Source organism: Streptomyces sp. NBC_00554 (assembly GCF_041431135.1).
Taxonomy (GTDB): domain Bacteria; phylum Actinomycetota; class Actinomycetes; order Streptomycetales; family Streptomycetaceae; genus Streptomyces.
This window is the reverse complement of sequence record NZ_CP107799.1, coordinates 4,471,928-4,490,600: the sequence shown is the minus strand read 5'-3', so window position 1 is coordinate 4,490,600 and position 18,673 is coordinate 4,471,928. Positions and strand designations below refer to the sequence as shown.

The 18,673-nt window shown below is 70.4% G+C and carries 17 protein-coding genes; 8 read left to right on the top strand and 9 right to left on the bottom strand.

Annotation, left to right across the window (positions count from 1 at the left end):
- Positions 1 to 58: 58 nt before the first annotated feature.
- The 5 genes from OG266_RS19545 to folE all read left to right on the top strand — a co-directional run bounded on the left by OG266_RS19545 (position 59) and on the right by folE (position 6,134).
- On the top strand, positions 59 to 1,183 hold the full coding sequence (locus OG266_RS19545; RefSeq protein WP_266457074.1) for a zinc-dependent metalloprotease: 1,125 nt from the start codon (positions 59 to 61) through the stop codon (positions 1,181 to 1,183).
- A 191-nt stretch (positions 1,184 to 1,374) separates the two neighbouring features.
- A complete protein-coding gene (gene tilS / locus OG266_RS19540) occupies positions 1,375 to 2,499 on the top strand; it encodes a tRNA lysidine(34) synthetase TilS (RefSeq protein ID WP_266457071.1) in 1,125 nt (374 codons plus the stop codon).
- A gap of 108 nt (positions 2,500 to 2,607) precedes the next feature.
- Entirely contained in the window at positions 2,608 to 3,168 is a 561-nt protein-coding gene (gene hpt, locus OG266_RS19535; protein ID WP_261704688.1) for a hypoxanthine phosphoribosyltransferase, read from the top strand.
- 187 nt (positions 3,169 to 3,355) lie between these two features.
- Entirely contained in the window at positions 3,356 to 5,383 is a 2,028-nt protein-coding gene (ftsH, locus tag OG266_RS19530) for an ATP-dependent zinc metalloprotease FtsH (protein ID WP_371547337.1), read from the top strand.
- A gap of 145 nt (positions 5,384 to 5,528) precedes the next feature.
- Positions 5,529 to 6,134 carry a GTP cyclohydrolase I FolE gene (gene folE / locus OG266_RS19525; protein WP_371547334.1) on the top strand — a complete coding sequence of 202 codons (606 nt, stop codon included), beginning with the start codon at positions 5,529 to 5,531 and terminating at the stop codon, positions 6,132 to 6,134.
- Between the two features lie 154 nt (positions 6,135 to 6,288).
- Here folE and OG266_RS19520 read toward each other — a convergent pair whose 3' ends face one another.
- The 6 genes from OG266_RS19520 to OG266_RS19495 form a co-directional block, all read right to left on the bottom strand.
- Positions 6,289 to 6,774, bottom strand: a complete 486-nt coding sequence (locus tag OG266_RS19520) for a DUF3180 domain-containing protein (protein ID WP_371547331.1) — start codon at positions 6,772 to 6,774, stop codon at positions 6,289 to 6,291.
- Positions 6,775 to 6,820: 46 nt separating this feature from the next.
- Positions 6,821 to 7,432, bottom strand: coding sequence for a 2-amino-4-hydroxy-6-hydroxymethyldihydropteridine diphosphokinase (gene folK, locus OG266_RS19515; protein ID WP_371547328.1), 612 nt, complete (start codon positions 7,430 to 7,432; stop codon positions 6,821 to 6,823).
- Positions 7,429 to 7,788 (bottom strand): dihydroneopterin aldolase, encoded by a 360-nt coding sequence (gene folB, locus OG266_RS19510; RefSeq protein ID WP_266457058.1) that lies wholly within the window; start codon positions 7,786 to 7,788, stop codon positions 7,429 to 7,431. Before folB ends, folK begins: the two co-directional genes overlap by 4 nt.
- Before the next feature lie 269 nt (positions 7,789 to 8,057).
- Positions 8,058 to 8,570, bottom strand: coding sequence for a nuclear transport factor 2 family protein (locus tag OG266_RS19505; RefSeq protein ID WP_371547325.1), 513 nt, complete (start codon positions 8,568 to 8,570; stop codon positions 8,058 to 8,060).
- On the bottom strand, positions 8,567 to 9,550 hold the full coding sequence (folP, locus tag OG266_RS19500; protein ID WP_371547323.1) for a dihydropteroate synthase: 984 nt from the start codon (positions 9,548 to 9,550) through the stop codon (positions 8,567 to 8,569). Before folP ends, OG266_RS19505 begins: the two co-directional genes overlap by 4 nt.
- Before the next feature lie 70 nt (positions 9,551 to 9,620).
- Complete coding sequence (locus tag OG266_RS19495) at positions 9,621 to 11,531, bottom strand: phosphatidylglycerol lysyltransferase domain-containing protein (RefSeq protein WP_371547321.1); 1,911 nt, start codon at positions 11,529 to 11,531, stop codon at positions 9,621 to 9,623.
- A 225-nt stretch (positions 11,532 to 11,756) separates the two neighbouring features.
- Here OG266_RS19495 and OG266_RS19490 point away from each other — a divergent pair, with 225 nt between their 5' ends.
- Together OG266_RS19490 and OG266_RS19485 are read left to right on the top strand one after the other, a co-directional pair.
- Entirely contained in the window at positions 11,757 to 12,878 is a 1,122-nt protein-coding gene (locus OG266_RS19490; RefSeq protein ID WP_371547318.1) for an alpha/beta hydrolase, read from the top strand.
- 70 nt (positions 12,879 to 12,948) lie between these two features.
- Positions 12,949 to 14,391, top strand: coding sequence for a hypothetical protein (locus tag OG266_RS19485; protein WP_371547315.1), 1,443 nt, complete (start codon positions 12,949 to 12,951; stop codon positions 14,389 to 14,391).
- A gap of 85 nt (positions 14,392 to 14,476) precedes the next feature.
- Here OG266_RS19485 and OG266_RS19480 read toward each other — a convergent pair whose 3' ends face one another.
- Entirely contained in the window at positions 14,477 to 15,757 is a 1,281-nt protein-coding gene (locus tag OG266_RS19480) for a PH domain-containing protein (RefSeq protein WP_329550157.1), read from the bottom strand.
- Between the two features lie 134 nt (positions 15,758 to 15,891).
- Entirely contained in the window at positions 15,892 to 16,395 is a 504-nt protein-coding gene (locus tag OG266_RS19475) for a PH domain-containing protein (protein ID WP_371547312.1), read from the bottom strand.
- Positions 16,396 to 16,426: 31 nt separating this feature from the next.
- Here OG266_RS19475 and OG266_RS19470 point away from each other — a divergent pair, with 31 nt between their 5' ends.
- Positions 16,427 to 17,578 (top strand): NADH-quinone oxidoreductase subunit D, encoded by a 1,152-nt coding sequence (locus OG266_RS19470; protein ID WP_371547309.1) that lies wholly within the window; start codon positions 16,427 to 16,429, stop codon positions 17,576 to 17,578.
- On the opposite strand, the gene OG266_RS19465 is transcribed toward OG266_RS19470, so the two are convergent.
- Positions 17,543 to 18,568 carry an SAM-dependent methyltransferase gene (locus tag OG266_RS19465; RefSeq protein ID WP_371547308.1) on the bottom strand — a complete coding sequence of 342 codons (1,026 nt, stop codon included), beginning with the start codon at positions 18,566 to 18,568 and terminating at the stop codon, positions 17,543 to 17,545. The two genes, OG266_RS19470 and OG266_RS19465, sit on opposite strands and share 36 nt — an antisense overlap.
- Positions 18,569 to 18,673 lie beyond the last annotated feature (105 nt).

Sequence of the window (18,673 nt, the reverse complement as noted above, 5' to 3'; positions counted from 1 at the left end):
GGCGCCCAGCCCCTCGTACCCCTAACCGCAGCCGGACACGCTCACGTACGGTTGACGCATGACGAGCATCGGTGGTGCCGAGATGGTCGACTGGAATCTCGCGGTGGCAACCGCGACACGGCTCGTGCGGCCGGGCCCAGAGGTGAGCCGCGACGAGGCCAGGGACGTCGTCGCGGAGCTGCGCCGGCACGCCAAGGCCTCGGAGGGACACGTCCGGGGCTTCACTCGTATGGGCACGGAGGACACCCACGACACCCCCGTACTCGTGGTGGACCGCCCCGGCTGGGTGCGGGCGAACGTCGCCGGGTTCAGGGAGATCCTCAAGCCCCTGCTGGACAAGATGCAGGAGCGCAGGGGGAGTACCCCGGGCGGAGCCGTCCTCGGCGCGGTCGGCGGCAAGGTCACCGGCGTCGAGCTGGGCATGCTGCTGTCGTTCCTGTCGTCGAGGGTCCTCGGCCAGTACGAGACCTTCGCCCCGGCGACACGTGAGCTCCCGGCGGGGGAGAACGGCGGCGGCAGGCTCCTCCTGGTCGCGCCGAACATCGTCCACGTGGAGCGCGAACTCGACGTACAGCCCCACGACTTCCGCCTCTGGGTGTGCCTGCACGAAGAGACGCACCGCACCCAGTTCACGGCCGTGCCCTGGCTGCGGGCCCACCTCGAGGGCGAAATCCAGTCGTTCTTGGGAGAGACCGAGGTCGACCCCATGACAGTCCTCGAACGCATCCGCGAAGCCGCCCAGTCCTTGGCGGGCGGACGGCCCGAGGGCGAGGAGGACGACGGCGGCCGCTCGCTCGTCGAAATCGTGCAGACGCCCGCCCAGCGGGAGATCCTCGGCCGGCTGACCGCCGTCATGTCGCTCCTGGAGGGCCACGCGGACTTCGTGATGGACGGTGTGGGCCCCGACGTCGTCCCGTCCGTCGCCGAGATCCGCGAGAAGTTCCAGCAGCGTCGCGCCAAGGGGGCCTCCCGCCTGGACCTGGCCCTGCGCAAGCTGCTCGGTTTGGACGCCAAACTGAGGCAGTACAAGGACGGTGAGCGGTTCGTGCGGTCGGTCGTCGGAGAGGTCGGCATGGACGGCTTCAACCGGGTGTGGACCTCCCCGAACACGCTCCCGACCAAGACGGAGATCGCCAAACCGGCGGACTGGGTCGCGCGGGTGCACCGCAAGGCAGAGTCGTGAACGCCGCGGGCGGGTCGTGAAGTGAATCCGGCCGACGGCAGGTAAACGCCCCTCCAATCACCCGTCCGAGGGACCGTGGGGCATGGGTAGGCGTGCAATGCTCGGGGAACGGCCCGGTTCTGTCACCATCTACACACTCTGAGTGACCGGAACCGGGTTCACCCCCGAAAACTTCATGAAGGGAACCGGACATGGGTCCCCATCCTGCGGTCGCGGCGATACGCCTGGCGGTTCGCCGCGTACTCCACGACATCCTCACCGAGCACACGCCCGCCCCCGACACCAGGCGCACGCCCGCGGCCGACGTCGCGCGCCCGCCCGCCTCCGAGCGCGTACCCGCCCCGGGTACGAGGCGCTCGCCCGCCCCCGACCTCCCCACGCCAACCCCGCACGAGCAGCCGTCGACGCCGCTCGTGCTCGTCGCGTGCTCCGGTGGCGCCGACTCGATGGCGCTCGCCTCCGCCCTCGCCTTCGAAGCCCCCAAACTCGGCATCCGTGCCGGCGGCATCACCGTCGACCACGGTCTGCAGCCCGGCTCCGACCTGCGCGCCGACGAGGTCGTGCTGCGCCTCACCGAACTGGGGCTCTCCCCGGCCGAGTCCATCGCCGTCACCGTGGGCCGCGACGGCGGGCCCGAGGCCGCCGCCCGCGACGCCCGCTACGCCGCCCTGGACTCCGCCGTCGAACGCCACGGCGCCACCGCGATCCTGCTCGGCCACACCCGCGACGACCAAGCCGAAACCGTCCTGCTCGGCCTCGCCCGCGGCTCCGGCATCCGCTCGCTGTCCGGAATGGCCGCGGTCTCGGGGGCCGACGGCCGTTACCGCCGCCCGTTCTTGTACCTGGACCGGCAGACCGCCCGCAAGGCCTGCATGGTCCAGTCGCTGCCAGTCTGGGACGACCCGCACAACGCCGACCCGGCCTACACCCGCTCCCGGCTGCGCCACGAGGGCCTGCCGGCCCTGGAGAAGGCGCTCGGCAAGGGAGTCGTCGAGGCGCTCGCCCGTACGGCCCAGCTCTCCCGCGACGACGCCGACGCCCTCGACGCCTGGGCCAGCCAGGCCGAGGCCTCCGTACGGGACGCTGCGGGCCTCCTGGAGTGCGCCAAGCTCTACGCCCTGCCGCCCGCCGTACGCCGCCGCATCCTGCGCCGCGCCGCCATCGAGGCGGGCGCCCCGGCCGGTTCGCTGTTCGCCCGTCACATCGAGGAAGTCGACCGGCTGATCACCGGCTGGCGCGGCCAGGGAGCCATCAATCTCCCGGGCAAAGTCGTCGCCCAGCGGCAGGGTGGCAGACTGGTGATTCGGCAAGGCTGAAACCGGACCCCCACCGGGACCGCTCGCGCGGCTCCCCAGGGCCCTCTCACGCGGGTCGCGGGCGGTTCGAGCGGCCGCCGAAAAGGTTCGGACGGACGACCGAAAGTGATGCGGGTGGACGCGAAAGACATGGGCACCGACCTCAAGTCGGTGCTCATCACCAAGGAAGAGATCGACGCCAAGCTGGTTGAGCTGGCCGCGAAGATCGACGCGGAGTACGCGGGCAAGGATCTGCTGATCGTCGGCGTCCTCAAGGGTGCCGTGATGGTCATGGCGGACCTGGCGCGTGCGCTGTCCACCCCCGTCACCATGGACTGGATGGCGGTGTCCTCGTACGGCGCGGGCACCCAGTCGTCCGGTGTGGTGCGGATCCTCAAGGACCTCGACACCGACATCAAGGGAAAGCACGTCCTCATCGTCGAGGACATCATCGACTCCGGGCTGACCCTGTCCTGGCTGATCTCCAACCTCGGCTCACGCGAGCCCGCCTCCCTCAAGGTGTGCACGCTGCTGCGCAAGCCGGACGCGGCCAAGGTCGCGATCGACGTGGAGTGGGTCGGCTTCGACATCCCGAACGAGTTCGTCATCGGCTACGGCCTCGACTACGCGGAGAAGTACCGCAACCTCCCGTTCGTCGGTACGCTCGCGCCGCATGTCTACGGCGGTTAGCACAGCCGGGTAGGACGACCGGGAACCCCAGCGGGGTTCGCGCCGTTGGAGCATGCGTAGGCGGGATTGCCAGCCGTCCCCTGCGGCTTCGGGTGACAATGCTGGGGTACCGTCCGAAGAACAGTCTTTAAAAGTCTTTATCAAACTCACTATGGCAGGAGGGACGGGGCGTCACCGCTCCGTATGGATGGACGTGAAGCGATACTTCCGTGGGCCGGTCATGTGGATCGTGCTGGCCGTCCTTGCCGTGGTCGTGTTGATGCAGGTCGTCGGCTCGTCCGGCGGCTACAAGACAGTGGACACCGGCCAGGTCGTCCAGGCGATCAATGACAACAAGGTCGAGTCGGCCAAGATCACCACCGGCGACGAGCAGATCATCAAGGTCTCTCTCAAGGATGGCGAGAAGGTCGACGGCAGCTCCAAGATCCAGGCGAGCTACATCGGCAACCAGGGCGTGACCCTGGCCGACACACTCCAGAACAAGTTCCAGAACAAGCAGATCCCGGACGGCTACACCGTTTCGCCGTCGAAGCAGAACCCGTTCCTGGGCATCCTGCTGTCTCTGCTTCCCTTCGTCCTCATCGTCGTCGTCTTCTTGTTCCTGATGAACCAGATGCAGGGCGGCGGCTCCCGGGTCATGAACTTCGGGAAGTCCAAGGCGAAGCTCATCACCAAGGACACCCCGAAGACGACGTTCGCCGACGTGGCGGGCTCGGACGAGGCGGTCGAGGAGCTCCACGAGATCAAGGAGTTCCTCCAGGAGCCGGCGAAGTTCCAGGCCGTCGGGGCGAAGATCCCCAAGGGCGTGCTGCTCTACGGGCCTCCTGGAACCGGTAAGACGCTGCTCGCGCGCGCTGTCGCGGGTGAGGCCGGCGTCCCCTTCTACTCGATCTCGGGTTCCGACTTCGTCGAGATGTTCGTCGGTGTCGGTGCCTCCCGAGTCCGTGACCTGTTCGAGCAGGCCAAGGCGAACGCTCCGGCGATCGTCTTCGTCGACGAGATCGACGCGGTCGGCCGTCATCGCGGCGCCGGCCTCGGCGGCGGTCACGACGAGCGCGAGCAGACGCTCAACCAGCTGCTCGTCGAGATGGACGGCTTCGACGTGAAGGGCGGCGTCATCCTGATCGCCGCCACGAACCGGCCCGACATCCTCGACCCGGCCCTCCTGCGCCCCGGCCGCTTCGACCGCCAGATCGCGGTCGACCGCCCGGACATGCAGGGCCGTCTGGAGATCCTCAAGGTTCACCAGAAGGGCAAGCCGGTCGCCCCGGGCGTCGACCTGTCGGCGGTCGCACGTCGCACGCCGGGCTTCACCGGCGCGGACCTGTCGAACGTGCTGAACGAAGCTGCGCTGCTCACCGCGCGCAACAACGGGAAGCTGATCGACAACGACATGCTGGACGAGGCGATCGACCGAGTGGTCGCGGGCCCGCAGAAGCGGACCCGGATCATGTCGGACAAGGAGAAGAAGATCACCGCGTACCACGAGGGCGGCCACGCCCTGGTCGCGGCGGCGTCTCCGAACTCCGACCCGGTCCACAAGATCACGATCCTGTCGCGCGGCCGTGCCCTCGGCTACACGATGGTCCTGCCGGACGAGGACAGGTACTCCACGACCCGCAACGAAATGCTCGACCAGCTCGCGTACATGCTGGGCGGGCGCGCGGCCGAGGAGCTCGTCTTCCACGACCCGACCACGGGTGCTGCGAACGACATCGAGAAGGCCACAGCCACGGCCCGCGCGATGGTCACGCAGTACGGCATGACCGAGCGTCTCGGCGCGATCAAGTTCGGCGGCGACAACACCGAGCCCTTCCTGGGCCGGGAGATGTCGCACCCGCGTGACTACTCGGAAGAGGTCGCCGCGCTCGTCGACGAAGAGGTCAAGAAGCTCATCGAGAACGCGCACAACGAGGCCTGGGAAATCCTGGTCGAGAACCGCGACGTCCTCGACGCGCTGGTGCTCCAGCTGCTGGAGAAGGAGACGCTGAGCAAGGAGCAGATCGCCGAGGTCTTCGCTCCCATCATCAAGCGCCCGGCCCGCCCCGCGTGGACCGGCTCCTCCCGGCGCACCCCGTCCACCCGCCCGCCGGTGCTCTCCCCCAAGGAGCTGTCACTGACGAACGGGGCGAACGGTTCCACGCCGGCGATCGCCGGCGTGACGGAGTCCGTCCCCGCGGCGGAAGCGGTCCCCGAGGAGCGCACCGAGAGCTGAGCTTTCGCAGCTCCCGGTGGCCTCACCAGGCCCGGAATGGATGCCGCGCCCCCCAGGTTCTAGCCTGGGGGGCGCGGCATCTTCTTATGCCGGCTTGTTCGACGCGTCGATCCGCACGCGTGAGAGGCACAGGAACGAGGACCACATGACCGACCCCGTGACGCTGGACGGCGAGGGTGTGATCGGCGAGTTCGACGAGAAGCGCGCCGAGAACGCCGTACGAGAGCTCCTCATCGCCGTCGGCGAGGACCCGGACCGTGAGGGTCTGCGGGAGACTCCGCGGCGGGTCGCCAGGGCGTACCGGGAGATATTCGCGGGCCTGTGGCAGCAGCCGGAGGACGTCCTGACGACGACGTTCGATCTGGGGCACGACGAGATGGTCCTGGTGAAGGACATCGAGGTTTTCAGTACCTGTGAACATCACCTGGTGCCGTTCCGGGGTGTCGCGCACGTCGGCTACATTCCGGCCACCAGCGGCAAGATCACGGGCCTGTCCAAGCTGGCGCGGCTGGTCGACGTCTACGCGCGGCGGCCGCAGGTGCAGGAGCGGCTGACGACCCAGATCGCCGACTCCCTGATGGAGATCCTGGAGCCGCGCGGGGTCATCGTGGTCGTCGAGTGCGAGCACATGTGCATGTCGATGCGCGGCATACGCAAGCCCGGTGCGAAGACGATCACCTCTGCGGTGCGGGGGCAGCTGCGGGATGCAGCTACGCGTAATGAGGCGATGAGCCTCATCATGGCGCGGTAGCGCTCCGCTTAGTTCCGGGTGGGTTCTGCGGGTGCGTTGGCTGCCGGGGCGTTGCCTGCGGGTGCGTTGCCTGGTGGTGCTTCGGCTGCGGGTGCGTTGTGGCTGGTCGCGCAGTTCCCCGCGCCCCTTTGGGGGCGCTTTCGCCGGCCCGCGGTCACAGTGCGGGGGCCGTGCCGCCGTTCTCGTCGTCGTCCTCCGGGAGTTTGCAGACTCGCTCGAGGAAGAAGGCGGCCGCTATGACGCCTAGGCCGGCGAGGACCGAGAAGCCGGCGTAGATGGCCTGGTCGCGGCGGGCGGGGATGTCCAGGGACTCGAGCAGGAAGACGCCCGTGCCGCCGTACATACCGGCCACCAGGGCGGCGACCAGTGCGCTGGCCTGGCCGAAGACGACGGCGCGGGCCGCCATCAGGGGGTCGACGCCCTTGGCGCCGGGGCGGCGCTCGCGCTGGGCCTTGAGGCGGGCGCGCAGCGAGAGCGCCGTGGACAGCAGGACGACCGTGATCAGGGCGAGGACGATGGGGGCGGCCAGGGGGACCGAGGGGAGTGTGCCCACGGAGTTCCACAGGCGGGCACCTGCCCAGGACAGCACTCCGGCGATGAGGAACACCGCAGCCAGCGTCCTGATGCGCAGCTCTTTCACAATGCCCCTTCGGTCAACCGCCTGATGGTCGTCCTGACCTTAACGACTACTCGGGCAGCCGGAGTTCCAGGTCGGCGCGGGGCGCGACACTGTCTCGCGTGACCGTCGCGAGGAGTTGGGCCACGGGGCCGCGGCCGGGGAGCTGCGCCTCGGGTTCCACGTCGTGCCAGGGGGCGAGGACGAAGGCCCGCTCGTGGGCGCGCGGGTGAGGGAGGGTCAGGACCGGGTCGTCGGAGACCACATCGGCGTACGCCACGATGTCCACGTCGATTGTGCGGGGGCCCCAGTGGTCTTCGCGGACCCGGTGGAAGGCCTCCTCGACCGCGTGTGCCCGCTCCAGGAGCGAGGAGGGGGGCAGGGTCGTTCTGAGGACCACCACCGCGTTGAAGTACGAGGGCTGGCTGTCCGGGGCGACGCCCCAGGGCTCCGTCTCATAGACGGGTGAGACCGCTTTGATCCGGACGCCGGGGGTGTCCTCCAGGGCGTCGATGGCGCCCTGGAGGGTCTCCAGGCGGTTGCCCAGGTTCGAACCGAGGGAGATCACCGCTCGCTTCGGGTTCTGCAGGGTGGTGTCGGCGGCGTCCACCTGTTCCACCACGGAGGCGGGCACCGGCTGTACGGTCGGGTCGCTCTGACCCTCGGTGAAGAAGGCGGTCATACTCGGCTCCGGGTGATGGTGACGGTCACGTCGTCGAAGGGCACCGTGATCGGCGCGTCCGGTTTGTGGACGCAGACCTCGACCTCCTTGACCCCGTCGTGCTTCAGGCACGTCTGGGCGATGCGCTCGGCGAGCGTCTCGATGAGATCGACGGGCTCGCCCTCGACGACGGCCACGACCTCCTCGGCCACGACGCCGTAGTGCACGGTCTTCGCCAGGTCGTCGTCGGCCGCGGCCGCTCGGGTGTCCAGGCCCAGCGTCAGGTCCACGATGAAGGTCTGGCCCTCTTCGCGCTCCCTGGCAAAGACGCCATGGTGCCCGCGGGCCTTGAGGCCGCGCAGCGCGACACGATCCACGCGAATCACTCCTGCAATCGTTGGTAGCGGCTGGTACATACCGAGTGCGGTCGGTACACCGGCCTCAAACGAATCTACCTGCGGGCACTGACAGTCCCTGCCCGCGGAGGCGCGCGCCCTGGCGATGGGCACGAGGCTTCATCGGACGTTTCCCTTGGGGAACACGGCGGCTCACGGGTTGGTAGCCGCCCCTACCCAGGGGTACGTGATTCCAACCACGCCTTGCTGCTCACGGACCGCTAACCCACTCGATCCGGGTGGACTCGCCACTAACCGGGAGTGTCCTCGTCCTCCTCCTCGCCCGATTCGGCGAGGACGGGGGAGGCATGGTGCGACCAGAGCTTCCAGCCGTAGGCCGTGCGACGGAACACATTCGTGGCGACGACCAGCTGGCCGACCAGCGGACCGAGCTCGTCGCTGTCGTCGGGGGCGGGGCCGCCGCTGAGGATGTTCTCGGTGCAGGTGACCAGCGCGGTGTCGCCGACGACGGAGACGTGTACGTCGGTGAGGAAGAACTGGATGTACTCGGTGTTCGCCATGATCAGCGCGTACGAGCGCAGCACCTCGCCGCGGCCGTTGAGGACGGGCCAGCCGGGGTGGACGCAGGAGATCACCGGGCCTTCGTCCTCGCCCTCGCCACCGCTCTCGACGGCGTCGTCGGCCGTGTCCAGTGGCGCCAGCCAGAGCGACGACAGCTCTTCGAAGTCGCCCCGCTCCAAGGCCTCGTAGAAGGCGGTGTTGGCGAGTTCGACCTGCTCGATGTCGGTGCGGGGGGCGCTCACCGGGCTCCCTCTGCGGTCGGGGCTCCGGCGGCTCCGCCTGCGGTCGGGGCTCCGGAGATTCCGGATTCCTCCGCGGTCCGGGCTTCCGCCGCACGGACTCCGGCCGTACGTGCTCCCGCCGCACGCGCTCCTTCTACGGCCCTGGCGACGCGTACGGCGTCGGCCGTGGCCCGCACCTCGTGGACGCGGACCGCCCACGCGCCCTGGTCGGCGGCCAGGGCGGAGACGGCGGCGGTGGCGGCGTCGCGCTCGCGCGCGGGCGGCGGGGCGCCTTCCGCGCCCGCCAGTACGCGGCCCAGGAAGCGCTTGCGGGACGCGGCGACCAGCAGGGGGTGGCCGAGTTCGCGCAGGCGGTCGAGGTGCGCCAGGAGCATCAGGTCGTGCTCGGGGTCCTTGGAGAAGCCGAGGCCCGGGTCGACGACGATCCGGTCGGGGGCGATGCCGCCGGCCAGAACGGCCTCCACGCGTGCGTGCAGCTCGTCGACGACTTCGGAGACGACGTTCTCGTACGTCCCCTTCACGTTGCCGCCCTCCAGGAAGCCGCGCCAGTGCATGACCACGAAGGGGGCGCCCGTCGCCGCGACGGCCGGGATCATCGCGGGGTCGGCGAGGCCGCCGCTGACGTCGTTGACCAGGACGGCGCCCGCGGCGAGCGACTGCTCGGCGACGCTGGCACGCATGGTGTCCACGGAGACGGTGACGCCCTCGGAGGCGAGGCCGCGGACGACGGGGATGACGCGCTTGAGCTCTTCCGCCTCGTCGACGCGGGTGGCGCCGGGGCGGGTGGACTCGCCGCCGACGTCCACCAGGTCGGCGCCCTCGGTGACCAGGCCGAGGCCGTGTTTGACGGCGGCCGTCGTGTCGAACCAGCGGCCTCCGTCGGAGAAGGAATCGGGGGTTACGTTGACGACTCCCATGACCGCGCAGCGGTCCCACGTCGGCAGTCCCGCGACTTGGCCGCGCCCGCGCTCAATGCTCATACGTCCAGCCTAGGCCTCTGGCGGGGAGCCGATTCGCCCCCGCCCACCCGACTCGGTCGGTTCACCAGCCCTACGCCGCCCGCACGCCCCGCTCCGCCACCGCGTGCGCGCAAGGCCGTGGAGCCGTCCTGCGGCGGCGCAGCAGGCGTGGCAGGGCGAGACTCACGAAGCCCTCCGCCTGCATGGCGGCGAGGCCGATGCGGGGGAGGTCGCGGGAGGAGCCGTAGACGACGAAGCGGGGCTCCCAGCGGGGGCGGAACTTGGCGTTGAACTTGTACAAAGACTCGATCTGGAACCAGCGCGAGAGGAAGACCAGCAGGCCCCGCCAGACGCGCAGCACGGGGCCCGCGCCGATCTTCTCGCCGCGCGCGAGCGCCGCGCGGAACATCGCGAAGTTCAAGGAGACCCGCTCGATCCCGAGGCGGGGGGCGGCCTGGAGGGCGGCCACGATGAGAAGTTCGTTCATGCCGGGGTCCGCGGAGCGATCGCGGCGCATGAGGTCCAGTGACACGCCGTCGGTGCCCCACGGGACGAAGTGGAGTACGGCCTTCAGGTCGCCGTAGGGGCCGGGTTCGGCGTAGTGGCCGGGCTCCGCGCCGATGCCGGGCACGTCGGCCTTGTGGGCGGTCGCGATCAGGCAGTCACCGTCGGCCGGGTCGCCGATGCGGCCGAGCGCCATGGAGAAGCCGCGCTCGGTGTCCGTGCCGCGCCAGTCCTCCGTGGCGCGCCGGATCCGGTCCAGCTCACCCTCGCTCAGATCGCGGACGCGCCGTACCCGGGTCTCGTAACCGGCCCTTTCGATGCGCTTCACCATCTGGCGCACATTCCGCATCGCGCGCCCGGCCAGGGAGAAATCCGCGACGTCCACCACCGCCTCGTCGCCCAGTTCGAGGGCGTCGAGACCGGTCTCGCGGGTCCACACCTCGCCGCCCGTCTCGGAGCAGCCCATGACGGCCGGCGTCCAGGAGTGTGCCTTCGCCTCGTCCATGAAGCGCTCGATGGCGCCGGGCCAGGCCTCCACGTCGCCGACGGGGTCGCCGCTCGCCAGCATCACTCCCGACACGACGCGGTACGTCACCGCCGCCTTGCCGCTGGGCGAGAAGACGACCCCCTTGTCGCGGCGGAGCGCGAAGTGGCCGAGCGAGTCGCGGCCGCCGTGCTTGTCCAGGAGGGCGCGCAGGCGGGCCTCGTCGTCCTCGGTAAGGCGTGCGGCCGGGTGTTCGGGGCGGAAGGCGAGGTAGATCGTGGTGATCGCGGTCAGCAGGCCGAGCGCGCCGAGCGAGACGGCGACCGTCCAGGAGGTGGGTCCCGTGTAGTCGAGAGGCCCTTCGAAGCCGAACAGGCCGTACAGGACGTGGGTGATGCGGTCGGCCAGGCTCGGACTGCCGATCATCCGGTTCGCGTGGACGCTGACGATGACCAGTCCGAGGACGAGGGAACCGGCGCCCATGAGCACGAAGTTGGCGAGCGCGCGCCAGCGGCTGCGCGGATCGGGCAGGGCCTCGAATTCGCTGCGGTGGCGCAGCAGCGGCGCGAGCAGCGCCAGCGAGATGGCGACCCCGATGAGCGAGTGACGGTACGCGAACTGCGCGACGGCGCCCGCCGGGAGCAGGACGACGGCGGCCCGCCACGCCCGGCGCTTGCGGCGCCGCAGCCCGTGCGCGAGCAGCAGCAGGAGTACGCCGGTGCTGAGCGAGAGCGCGGCGGCGAACGGGCCGAGCGCGCCCGGGAGTACCTCGGCGACGGTGTGCATCCGGCTGTGCCGGAAGCGCGGGAAGACTCCTGCGGCGATGTCCAGGAGCCCTACGAGCGTGCAGGCACTGGCGATCAGGGCGGGAACGGCGTCGGGGCGCGGACCACGGACTGCACGCGGACCGCGGACCAAGCGCGGTGCACCGACCAAGCGCGGCGCACGGACGGGGTGCGCACCACGGACTGCGCGCCGTGCACGCCCTGTTCGGTCCGGAACCCCGGCCGACATTTCACCCTCTACCCTGACAGACATCGCATCCCGTGGTTCGGTGAGAGACCTTGAATTCCGGTGCCATTCCGGCATCCGGCGACATTGCGCCCTCTAGGACGGTGTCTTCGGGAGACAGGTTCACTCCCCGCGGGAAAGCCGGTTCAAAAGGCAAGGAAAGTGCCGGGCAAGTGCTCGCGAAGGAGCGGGGCGGTCACGGCACGGAAAGCGCAGGCAGAACAGCCCATGGGTCTCACGAGTAACGAGTTGCTGGTGTCGGCGGTCCTGCTCGCCGTGCTGCTGTTCGTCGGCACGGTGTGGCTGTGGCCGAGGCTGGCACGGCGCGGTTGGCGGGTCGTCAGCGGACGGGTCGGCCTGCTGCTGGCCACCCAGGTCGCGGTCTTCGTCTCGGTCGGCCTCTGCGCCAACCAGACGTTCGGCTTCTACGCGAGCTGGGCCGACCTCTTCGGAAAGGAGCGCGGCGAGGGCGTGGTCGTCGACCACGACTTCGCCGGCGGCGGCCCCCTCCAAGTCGTCGACACCCAGCAGGTGAAGGTGGCGGGCGGTTCACGGCCGAGGGTCGGCGGCCAGATCCAGAAGATCGACATCGTGGGCCGTACGACGCACATCGCCACTCCGGCGTACGTCTATCTGCCCCCGGAGTACTTCCAGTCGCGGTACCGCACCCGTACCTTCCCGGCCGCCGCCGTCCTCACCGGGTATCCGGGCACCGCCGAAGCGCTGATCAAAGGCCTGCATTACCCGCAGACGGCCCATGAGTTGGCCAGGGACGGCAGGATGCAGCCGATGATCCTGGTCATGCTGCGGCCGACCGTCGCGCCCCCGCGGGACACCGAGTGCGTGGACATCCCGGGCGGTCCGCAGACCGAGTCGTTCTTCGCCAAGGACCTCCCCGACGCCGTATCGGCCCACTACAGGGTGGGCGAAAAACCCGGCAGCTGGGGCATCATCGGCGACTCCACAGGCGGTTACTGCGCACTGAAACTCGCTGTCCACCACCCCGAGGTGTACGCCGCGGGGGCGGGCCTGTCGGCGTACTACAAGGCACCGATCGACCCCACGACAGGCGATCTCTTCCACGGGGACGAGGAACTGCGGAACAGCGCCGACCTGAGGTGGTACCTGAAGCACAGGCCCGCGCCCGACACCTCACTGCTCGTCAGCAGCAGCAAGGTGGGCGAGGCCGACTACCAGGACACGTTGAAGTTCATAGAGCTGGTGAAGTCGAGGCGGCACACCAGGATCTCGTCGATCATCCTCGACAGCGGCGGCCACAACTTCAACACCTGGCGGCGTGAGATCCCGGGGACGCTGGAGTGGATGAGCGGGCGGCTGAGCGACTGCTGAGGCTGCGAGGTGGCTGTGTTTTTACCGTGCGGGGCTCCAAGATTCGCCTACGCGCGGTAAGTTTCTGGCCATGCCACGTGGACGTCACCGCCATTCACCGCCTCTGCACAGGCTGCTGCCTCCTTCGGCGATCGCAGGCGTCTCGCTCGTCTGCGCCGTGGGGCCCTGGCTGTTCACCGAGCCGACGGTGCTCCGCGGGCTGGCCGCGGGTGCCGCGCTGACGGCGGTCCTCGGTGCTGTCGTCATGCGCCGCTGGGACTCGTCCGCGGGCAAACAGGTGGCGGACCTTTCGCGCGCGCGTGCGAGCGACGAGTGGCGTTATGAGGAGCGCGTCGCCGAGCTGGAGACCGACCTCGACGAGTCCCGCGAGCTGCGCGTCAAGCTGGAGCACAAGCTGCGCGCGAAGCGGACCGAGCTGGCGGGCCTGCGCAACGAACATGCGGCGCTGCTGAGGCGGTACGCCACGGCGGAGACGGAGCGGGCGAGCGCCCTGGAGGGGCGCCGACTGCTCGCGATAGAGACGACGCCGGCTCGCGCGCTGCCCGCGGCACTGACCGCCGGTTCGGAGGAACCGGAGGTTCCTGAGGAGCCCGAGGCGGTTTCCGCCGGTCCTGACGCGGACGCGGATGCGGACGCCGTCGATGCCGGTGAGGCAGCAGAGACGACCGAGGCGATCGAGGGCCACACGGTTGTGCAGAAGTCTCCCGAGGTCTTCTCCCCGGCCGGGTCGTCGCTCTTCCTGCGGGCCTATGCGGCGCTGAACCGGATCTCGAACGTTGCTCCGGAGCCGCACGAATCCGAACCGAGCGAGCCGGTGAAGACCGAGTCGGTGCAGGCCGGTTCCACGGAGGCCGAGGCGAGTGCGTCCGACGGCGCCGCCGCGGAGGAGGGCGAGGCCGAGGGGAAGCCCGAGGCGGTCGGCGGTCATGAGCGCGCGGCCGCCGAGGCGAAGCCCTCCAAGTCCTCGTCCTCGCAGGAGCCGACGCAGGACCCGGCGCGGGACCCGTCCTCGAAGTCGCTCCAGAGCCCGGACCCCGCGGATCCTGAAGACCCTGAGGACCCGTCGCACCCCTCGCATCCCGCGGATCACTCGCACCCGGCGAAGCCTTCGGCCCACTCGGCCCCGGCGAAGCCCTCGAACCTCCCGGCTCCCGCGAAGCCGCCGAAGCCCGTCAAGCCCGTGAAGCCCTCCCCGTCTTCGGGGCACTTCACCGTGCCGACCGCGGTGGCCGTCGTACCGGCGGCGCCCGTGCGGCGTCCGTCGGTCGAGGGCGGCTTCGACTTCTTCGGTACGCAGCAGGAGTCGTCCGCGACCGCGCTGGAGGCCGTACAGAACGAGGACCTCGCCGATGTGGTCGGTCAGGAGGCGCTCGCCCTCCACAAGGCCGAGGCCGAGGCCGGCTTCAAGCCCGCGGACGAGGAATCCCGCGGCGTCGGCCAGGTCATCGACCTGACGGTCCACGACGAGACCGAGCGGATCGACGTGGCCGAGCTGCGGAGCGCGGTTTCCTGACCCGGCGGTCCCGGAACGCAGAAACGTGAGGGCGGGCGGTGGCGCAAGCCACCGCCCGCCCTCACGTCCTACGCTCCAGGACCACTCACGCCATCCACCGATCCGGCCGGGCCTCCCGCCGCCCCGTGCGCGACCGGTCCGCCTGGGACTCCAGAAGCTCCGCCGCCTCGTCGGCGTCCCGCAGCCGCGCCGTCACCGTCTTGTTGGCCCCCGTGTCCACATGGACGTCGGCGAGCCGCTTGAAGCGGGCCCAGGGCCCCTGCTCCAGACGTACGCTCTGGACCTTCGCGTGCGGGACGAGCGAGAGGCTGCGGCGGAGCAGCCCGTGGCGGGCCACGAAGACGGTGTCGGTTACGGCGAGGCCGTAACCCCGCCACCAGAACGGCACGCACCATCCGGCCCGGCGCGGCGGCCGCGACAGCGGGGTCGGCACCGTCACCCCCGGCAGCACCCGCGCGATCATCGACTCGGCGACCTCGCGCGGAGCGACCGGCACGAGCACGGAGTTGGCGGACCCGGCCACGTCCAGCTCCACCCGTACCCAGCCGCGCCGCCGCCACAGCAGCGGTTCCACGATCCGTACGGTCTGCACGCGCCCGGGCGGCACCGTCTCGTGCGTACGGTCCAGAAGCCCGTGGTCGATCCGGAGACCGTCCGGCGACTCGCCCACCGTCCAGTCGTACTCGCTGACGAACCGCCCCAGGCTGCTCGCACCCGCCGCGCCGAGCAGCGGCAGAGCGGTCGCGAGGACCGTCCACACGCTGTGGGTCGCCCACCACAGCAGCGACGGTACGACGAGCGCGGCGGCCAGCGTCCCCCAGGTGGCGCCGGTGAGCACCAGGGAGACGGCGAGCTTGCCCGCGGGGACGTGCAGCAGCTGCCGTACCGGCGCCTCGCCGACCTCGTGTGCCGTCTCGGGGGCGAAACCGGCCGCGCGGGCGAGGAGTTCGGCGCGCAGGACGCGGGCCTCGTCCTCACCCAGATATGCCAGTTCGTCCTTCTTGTCCGTCCCGATGACATCGAGTTTGAGCTTGGTGACGCCGGCGACGCGCGCCAGCAGCGGCTGGGTGACGTCGACCGCCTGGAGCCGGTCGAGCCGGATGTGCGCGGTGCGCCGGAACAACAGGCCCGTACGGATGCGCAGTTCGGTGTCGGTCACCGCGAAGTGCGTGAACCACCAGGTCAGAAAGCCGTAGAGGGCACCGCCCGTGACGGCCACGGCCAAGGCGAGCAGCAGCGTGGTCGTGGCGAGCTTGGTCAGCTGCTCCTGCGCCTGGTTGGGGTCGTGCACGGCCCATCCGGCGATCACCGCGACCGGCGCCCATGCGCGCCGCAGGGGCGTCACGGGGTGCAGGCGCCGCTCCAGGAGCGGTTTCGGCTCCGGTACGGGGTTGTCGGCGCCCGGAGTCTGTACGGCGTTGTCGGTGCCCGGATCCCGTACGGCGTCGTCGGTGCCCGGGGACGCGTTGTCCGCGCCCGGGGTCGCCGCGGAGGGCGTACTCACAGGCCTGCCGATCGTGCCTCGCCCAGCTCGGTGAGCCGGTCGCGCAGCCGCTCGGCCTCGGCCGGGTCCAGGCCGGGGATGCGTGCGTCGGTCGCCGCCGCCGCCGTGTGCAGCTGCACACTGGCGAGCCCGAAGTGCCGCTCGACGGGCCCGGAGGTCACCTCGACCAGTTGCATCCGCCCGTACGGCACCACGGTCTCCTCACGCCACAGCACACCCTTGCTGATCAGCAGGTCGTCCGCGCGCTCGGCGTACCGCCAGGACTGCCAGTTGCGGCCCAGCATCCGCCAGCCCCACGCCAGCAGGGCCAGCGGCAGCAGGGCGAACGAGGCCCAGGCGAGCCCGGCGAACGTCTCGAGCACCAGCCCCACGACGATCGTCAGCAACCCCAGCCACACCACCAGCAACAGCCGTCGCATCCGCAGCAGCCCACGGGGCAGCCCGTTCCAGACCGGCTCGGTCGCCGAGTTTCCGGTGGTCTCCATGCTCCCCGTCTCCATGTGGCAAGCGTACGTACGAGAGACTGTGCCCATGACTCCCACGACGGAGACCATGGTCGGCATCGGCGGCGCCGCGGAGAGCACCGACATGGTGCTCAACATCGGGCCCCAGCACCCGTCCACGCACGGTGTACTGCGGTTGAAGCTCGTCCTGGACGGCGAGCGGATCCAGCACGCGGAGCCGGTCATCGGCTATATGCACCGCGGGGCGGAAAAGCTCTTCGAGGCGCGCGACTACCGCCAGATCATCATGCTCGCCAACCGCCACGACTGGCTCTCCGCCTTCGCGAACGAGCTGGGCGTCGTCCTCGCCGTGGAGCGGATGCTCGGCATGGAGGTCCCCGAGCGCGCGGTCTGGACGCGCACGCTGCTCGCTGAGCTGAACCGGGTCCTGAACCACCTGATGTTCCTGGGTTCCTACCCCCTGGAGCTGGGCGGGATCACCCCGATCTTCTACGCCTTCACGGAGCGCGAGGAGCTCCAGCACGTCATGGAGGAGGTCTCCGGCGGGCGCATGCACTACATGTTCAACCGGGTCGGCGGCCTCAAGGAGGACCTTCCGGCCGGATGGACCACACGCGCGCGTGCCTCCGTCGCGGCCCTGCGCTCCCGTATGGACCGGTTCGACGACCTGGTGCTCGGCAACGAGATCTTCAGGGGGCGCACGCGGGGTGTGGGGGCGCTCGCGCCGGAGGCCGTGCACGCGTACGGCGTGAGCGGGCCGATCGCGCGCGCCTCCGGGGTCGACTTCGACCTGCGCCGGGACGAGCCGTATCTCGCGTACGGGGAGCTCCAGGACACCCTGAAGGTCGTCACCCGCCAGGAGGGCGACTGCCTGGCCCGCTTCGAGTGCCTCCTCGGGCAGACCCACAACGCGCTCGACCTCGCGGACGCCTGCCTCGACAGGCTCGCGGACCTTCCGCCCGGCCCGATCAACCAGCGGCTGCCCAAGGTCCTGAAGGCGCCCGAGGGCCACACGTACGCCTGGACCGAGAACCCCCTCGGCATCAACGGCTACTACCTGGTCAGCAAGGGCGAGAAGACCCCGTACCGGCTGAAGCTGCGCTCGGCCTCGTTCAACAACATCCAGGCGCTCACCGAACTGCTGCCGGGCACGCTGGTCGCGGACATGGTGGCGATCCTGGGGTCACTGTTCTTCGTGGTCGGGGACATCGACAAGTAGGTCGCCGGCCAGACCGTCCGGAATTCCAACCGGCTGGAGCAGCCAGCCGAAGTCGCCCAGGCCGCCGGGCGCGGTCAGTTCGGCCGCCGCGCCGGCGCTCGCAAGGGCGCGCACGTAGGCCGTGGGGTCTGTGGACGCGAGGGCGAGCGCCGGGCGTGCGCCGCTCACGCCCAGCGCGCGCAGCGCGTTCCGCTGGGTCTCCACGCGCCCCCCGGGCAGCGCGCACGCGTCGAGCGCCACGTGCGCGGTGATGTCGCACGAGCCGTCCGGGACGGGCACCGTCTCCCGGCCCTCCCGGAAGCCGGTGAGCGTCCCGAACGGGGGCCGCGCACCGGCGACGTGCGCGTAGTCGACGGCCACGGCGAGACCGCGTCCGAGCGAGGCGACCGCGGAGGCCCAGGCGGCATCCCTGGGGAGCCCGATTTCCGCACGGTCCCCTTCGGAGGACAGCGGCCACCACTTCCGCAGCCACTCCGCTTCCGCACCCGCGACGGGCTCCCCGAGGCGTTCGGTGCCGTCCCGTCGTACGAGAACTACGCGCGCCACACCCGCCGAGTCCACCTCGGCGACCTCCAGCGGCACGTTGTCCAGCCACTCGTTGGCGAACAGCAGCCCGGTGACGCCCTTCGGGGGCTCCGCGAGCCACTCGATCCGGTGATCAAGACCGGCGGGGCGGGTGGCACGCTCGACGGCGTACCCGCGCGCGCGGGAGGCCACTTCGGCGGGGAGTGCGGCGAGGACCGCGGTCACCAGTTCGCCGCGGCCCGCCGCCATGTCGACGAAGGCGAGCGGGGCCGGGCGGTCGAGGGCCGCGTCGACGCGGCACAGCAGCCGGGCCACGGCATGCGCGAAGAGCGGGGAGGCGTGCACCGAGGTACGGAAGTGACCCGCGGGCCCCTCGGGCCTGCGATAGAAGCCGCGGGGCCCGTACAGCGACTCCTCCGTCGCCTCGCGCCAACCCCGGAACCCGTCCGTTTCCTCGTCTCTCACCGGGCCAGGCTAAGCGGCGCGGAGAAGCGGGCCTCCACCTTGGGGAGTACGCGCGGCGGCCAGGGATCGATCCTCCGGTTGACCCCTGCACACTGCACGCTTCCC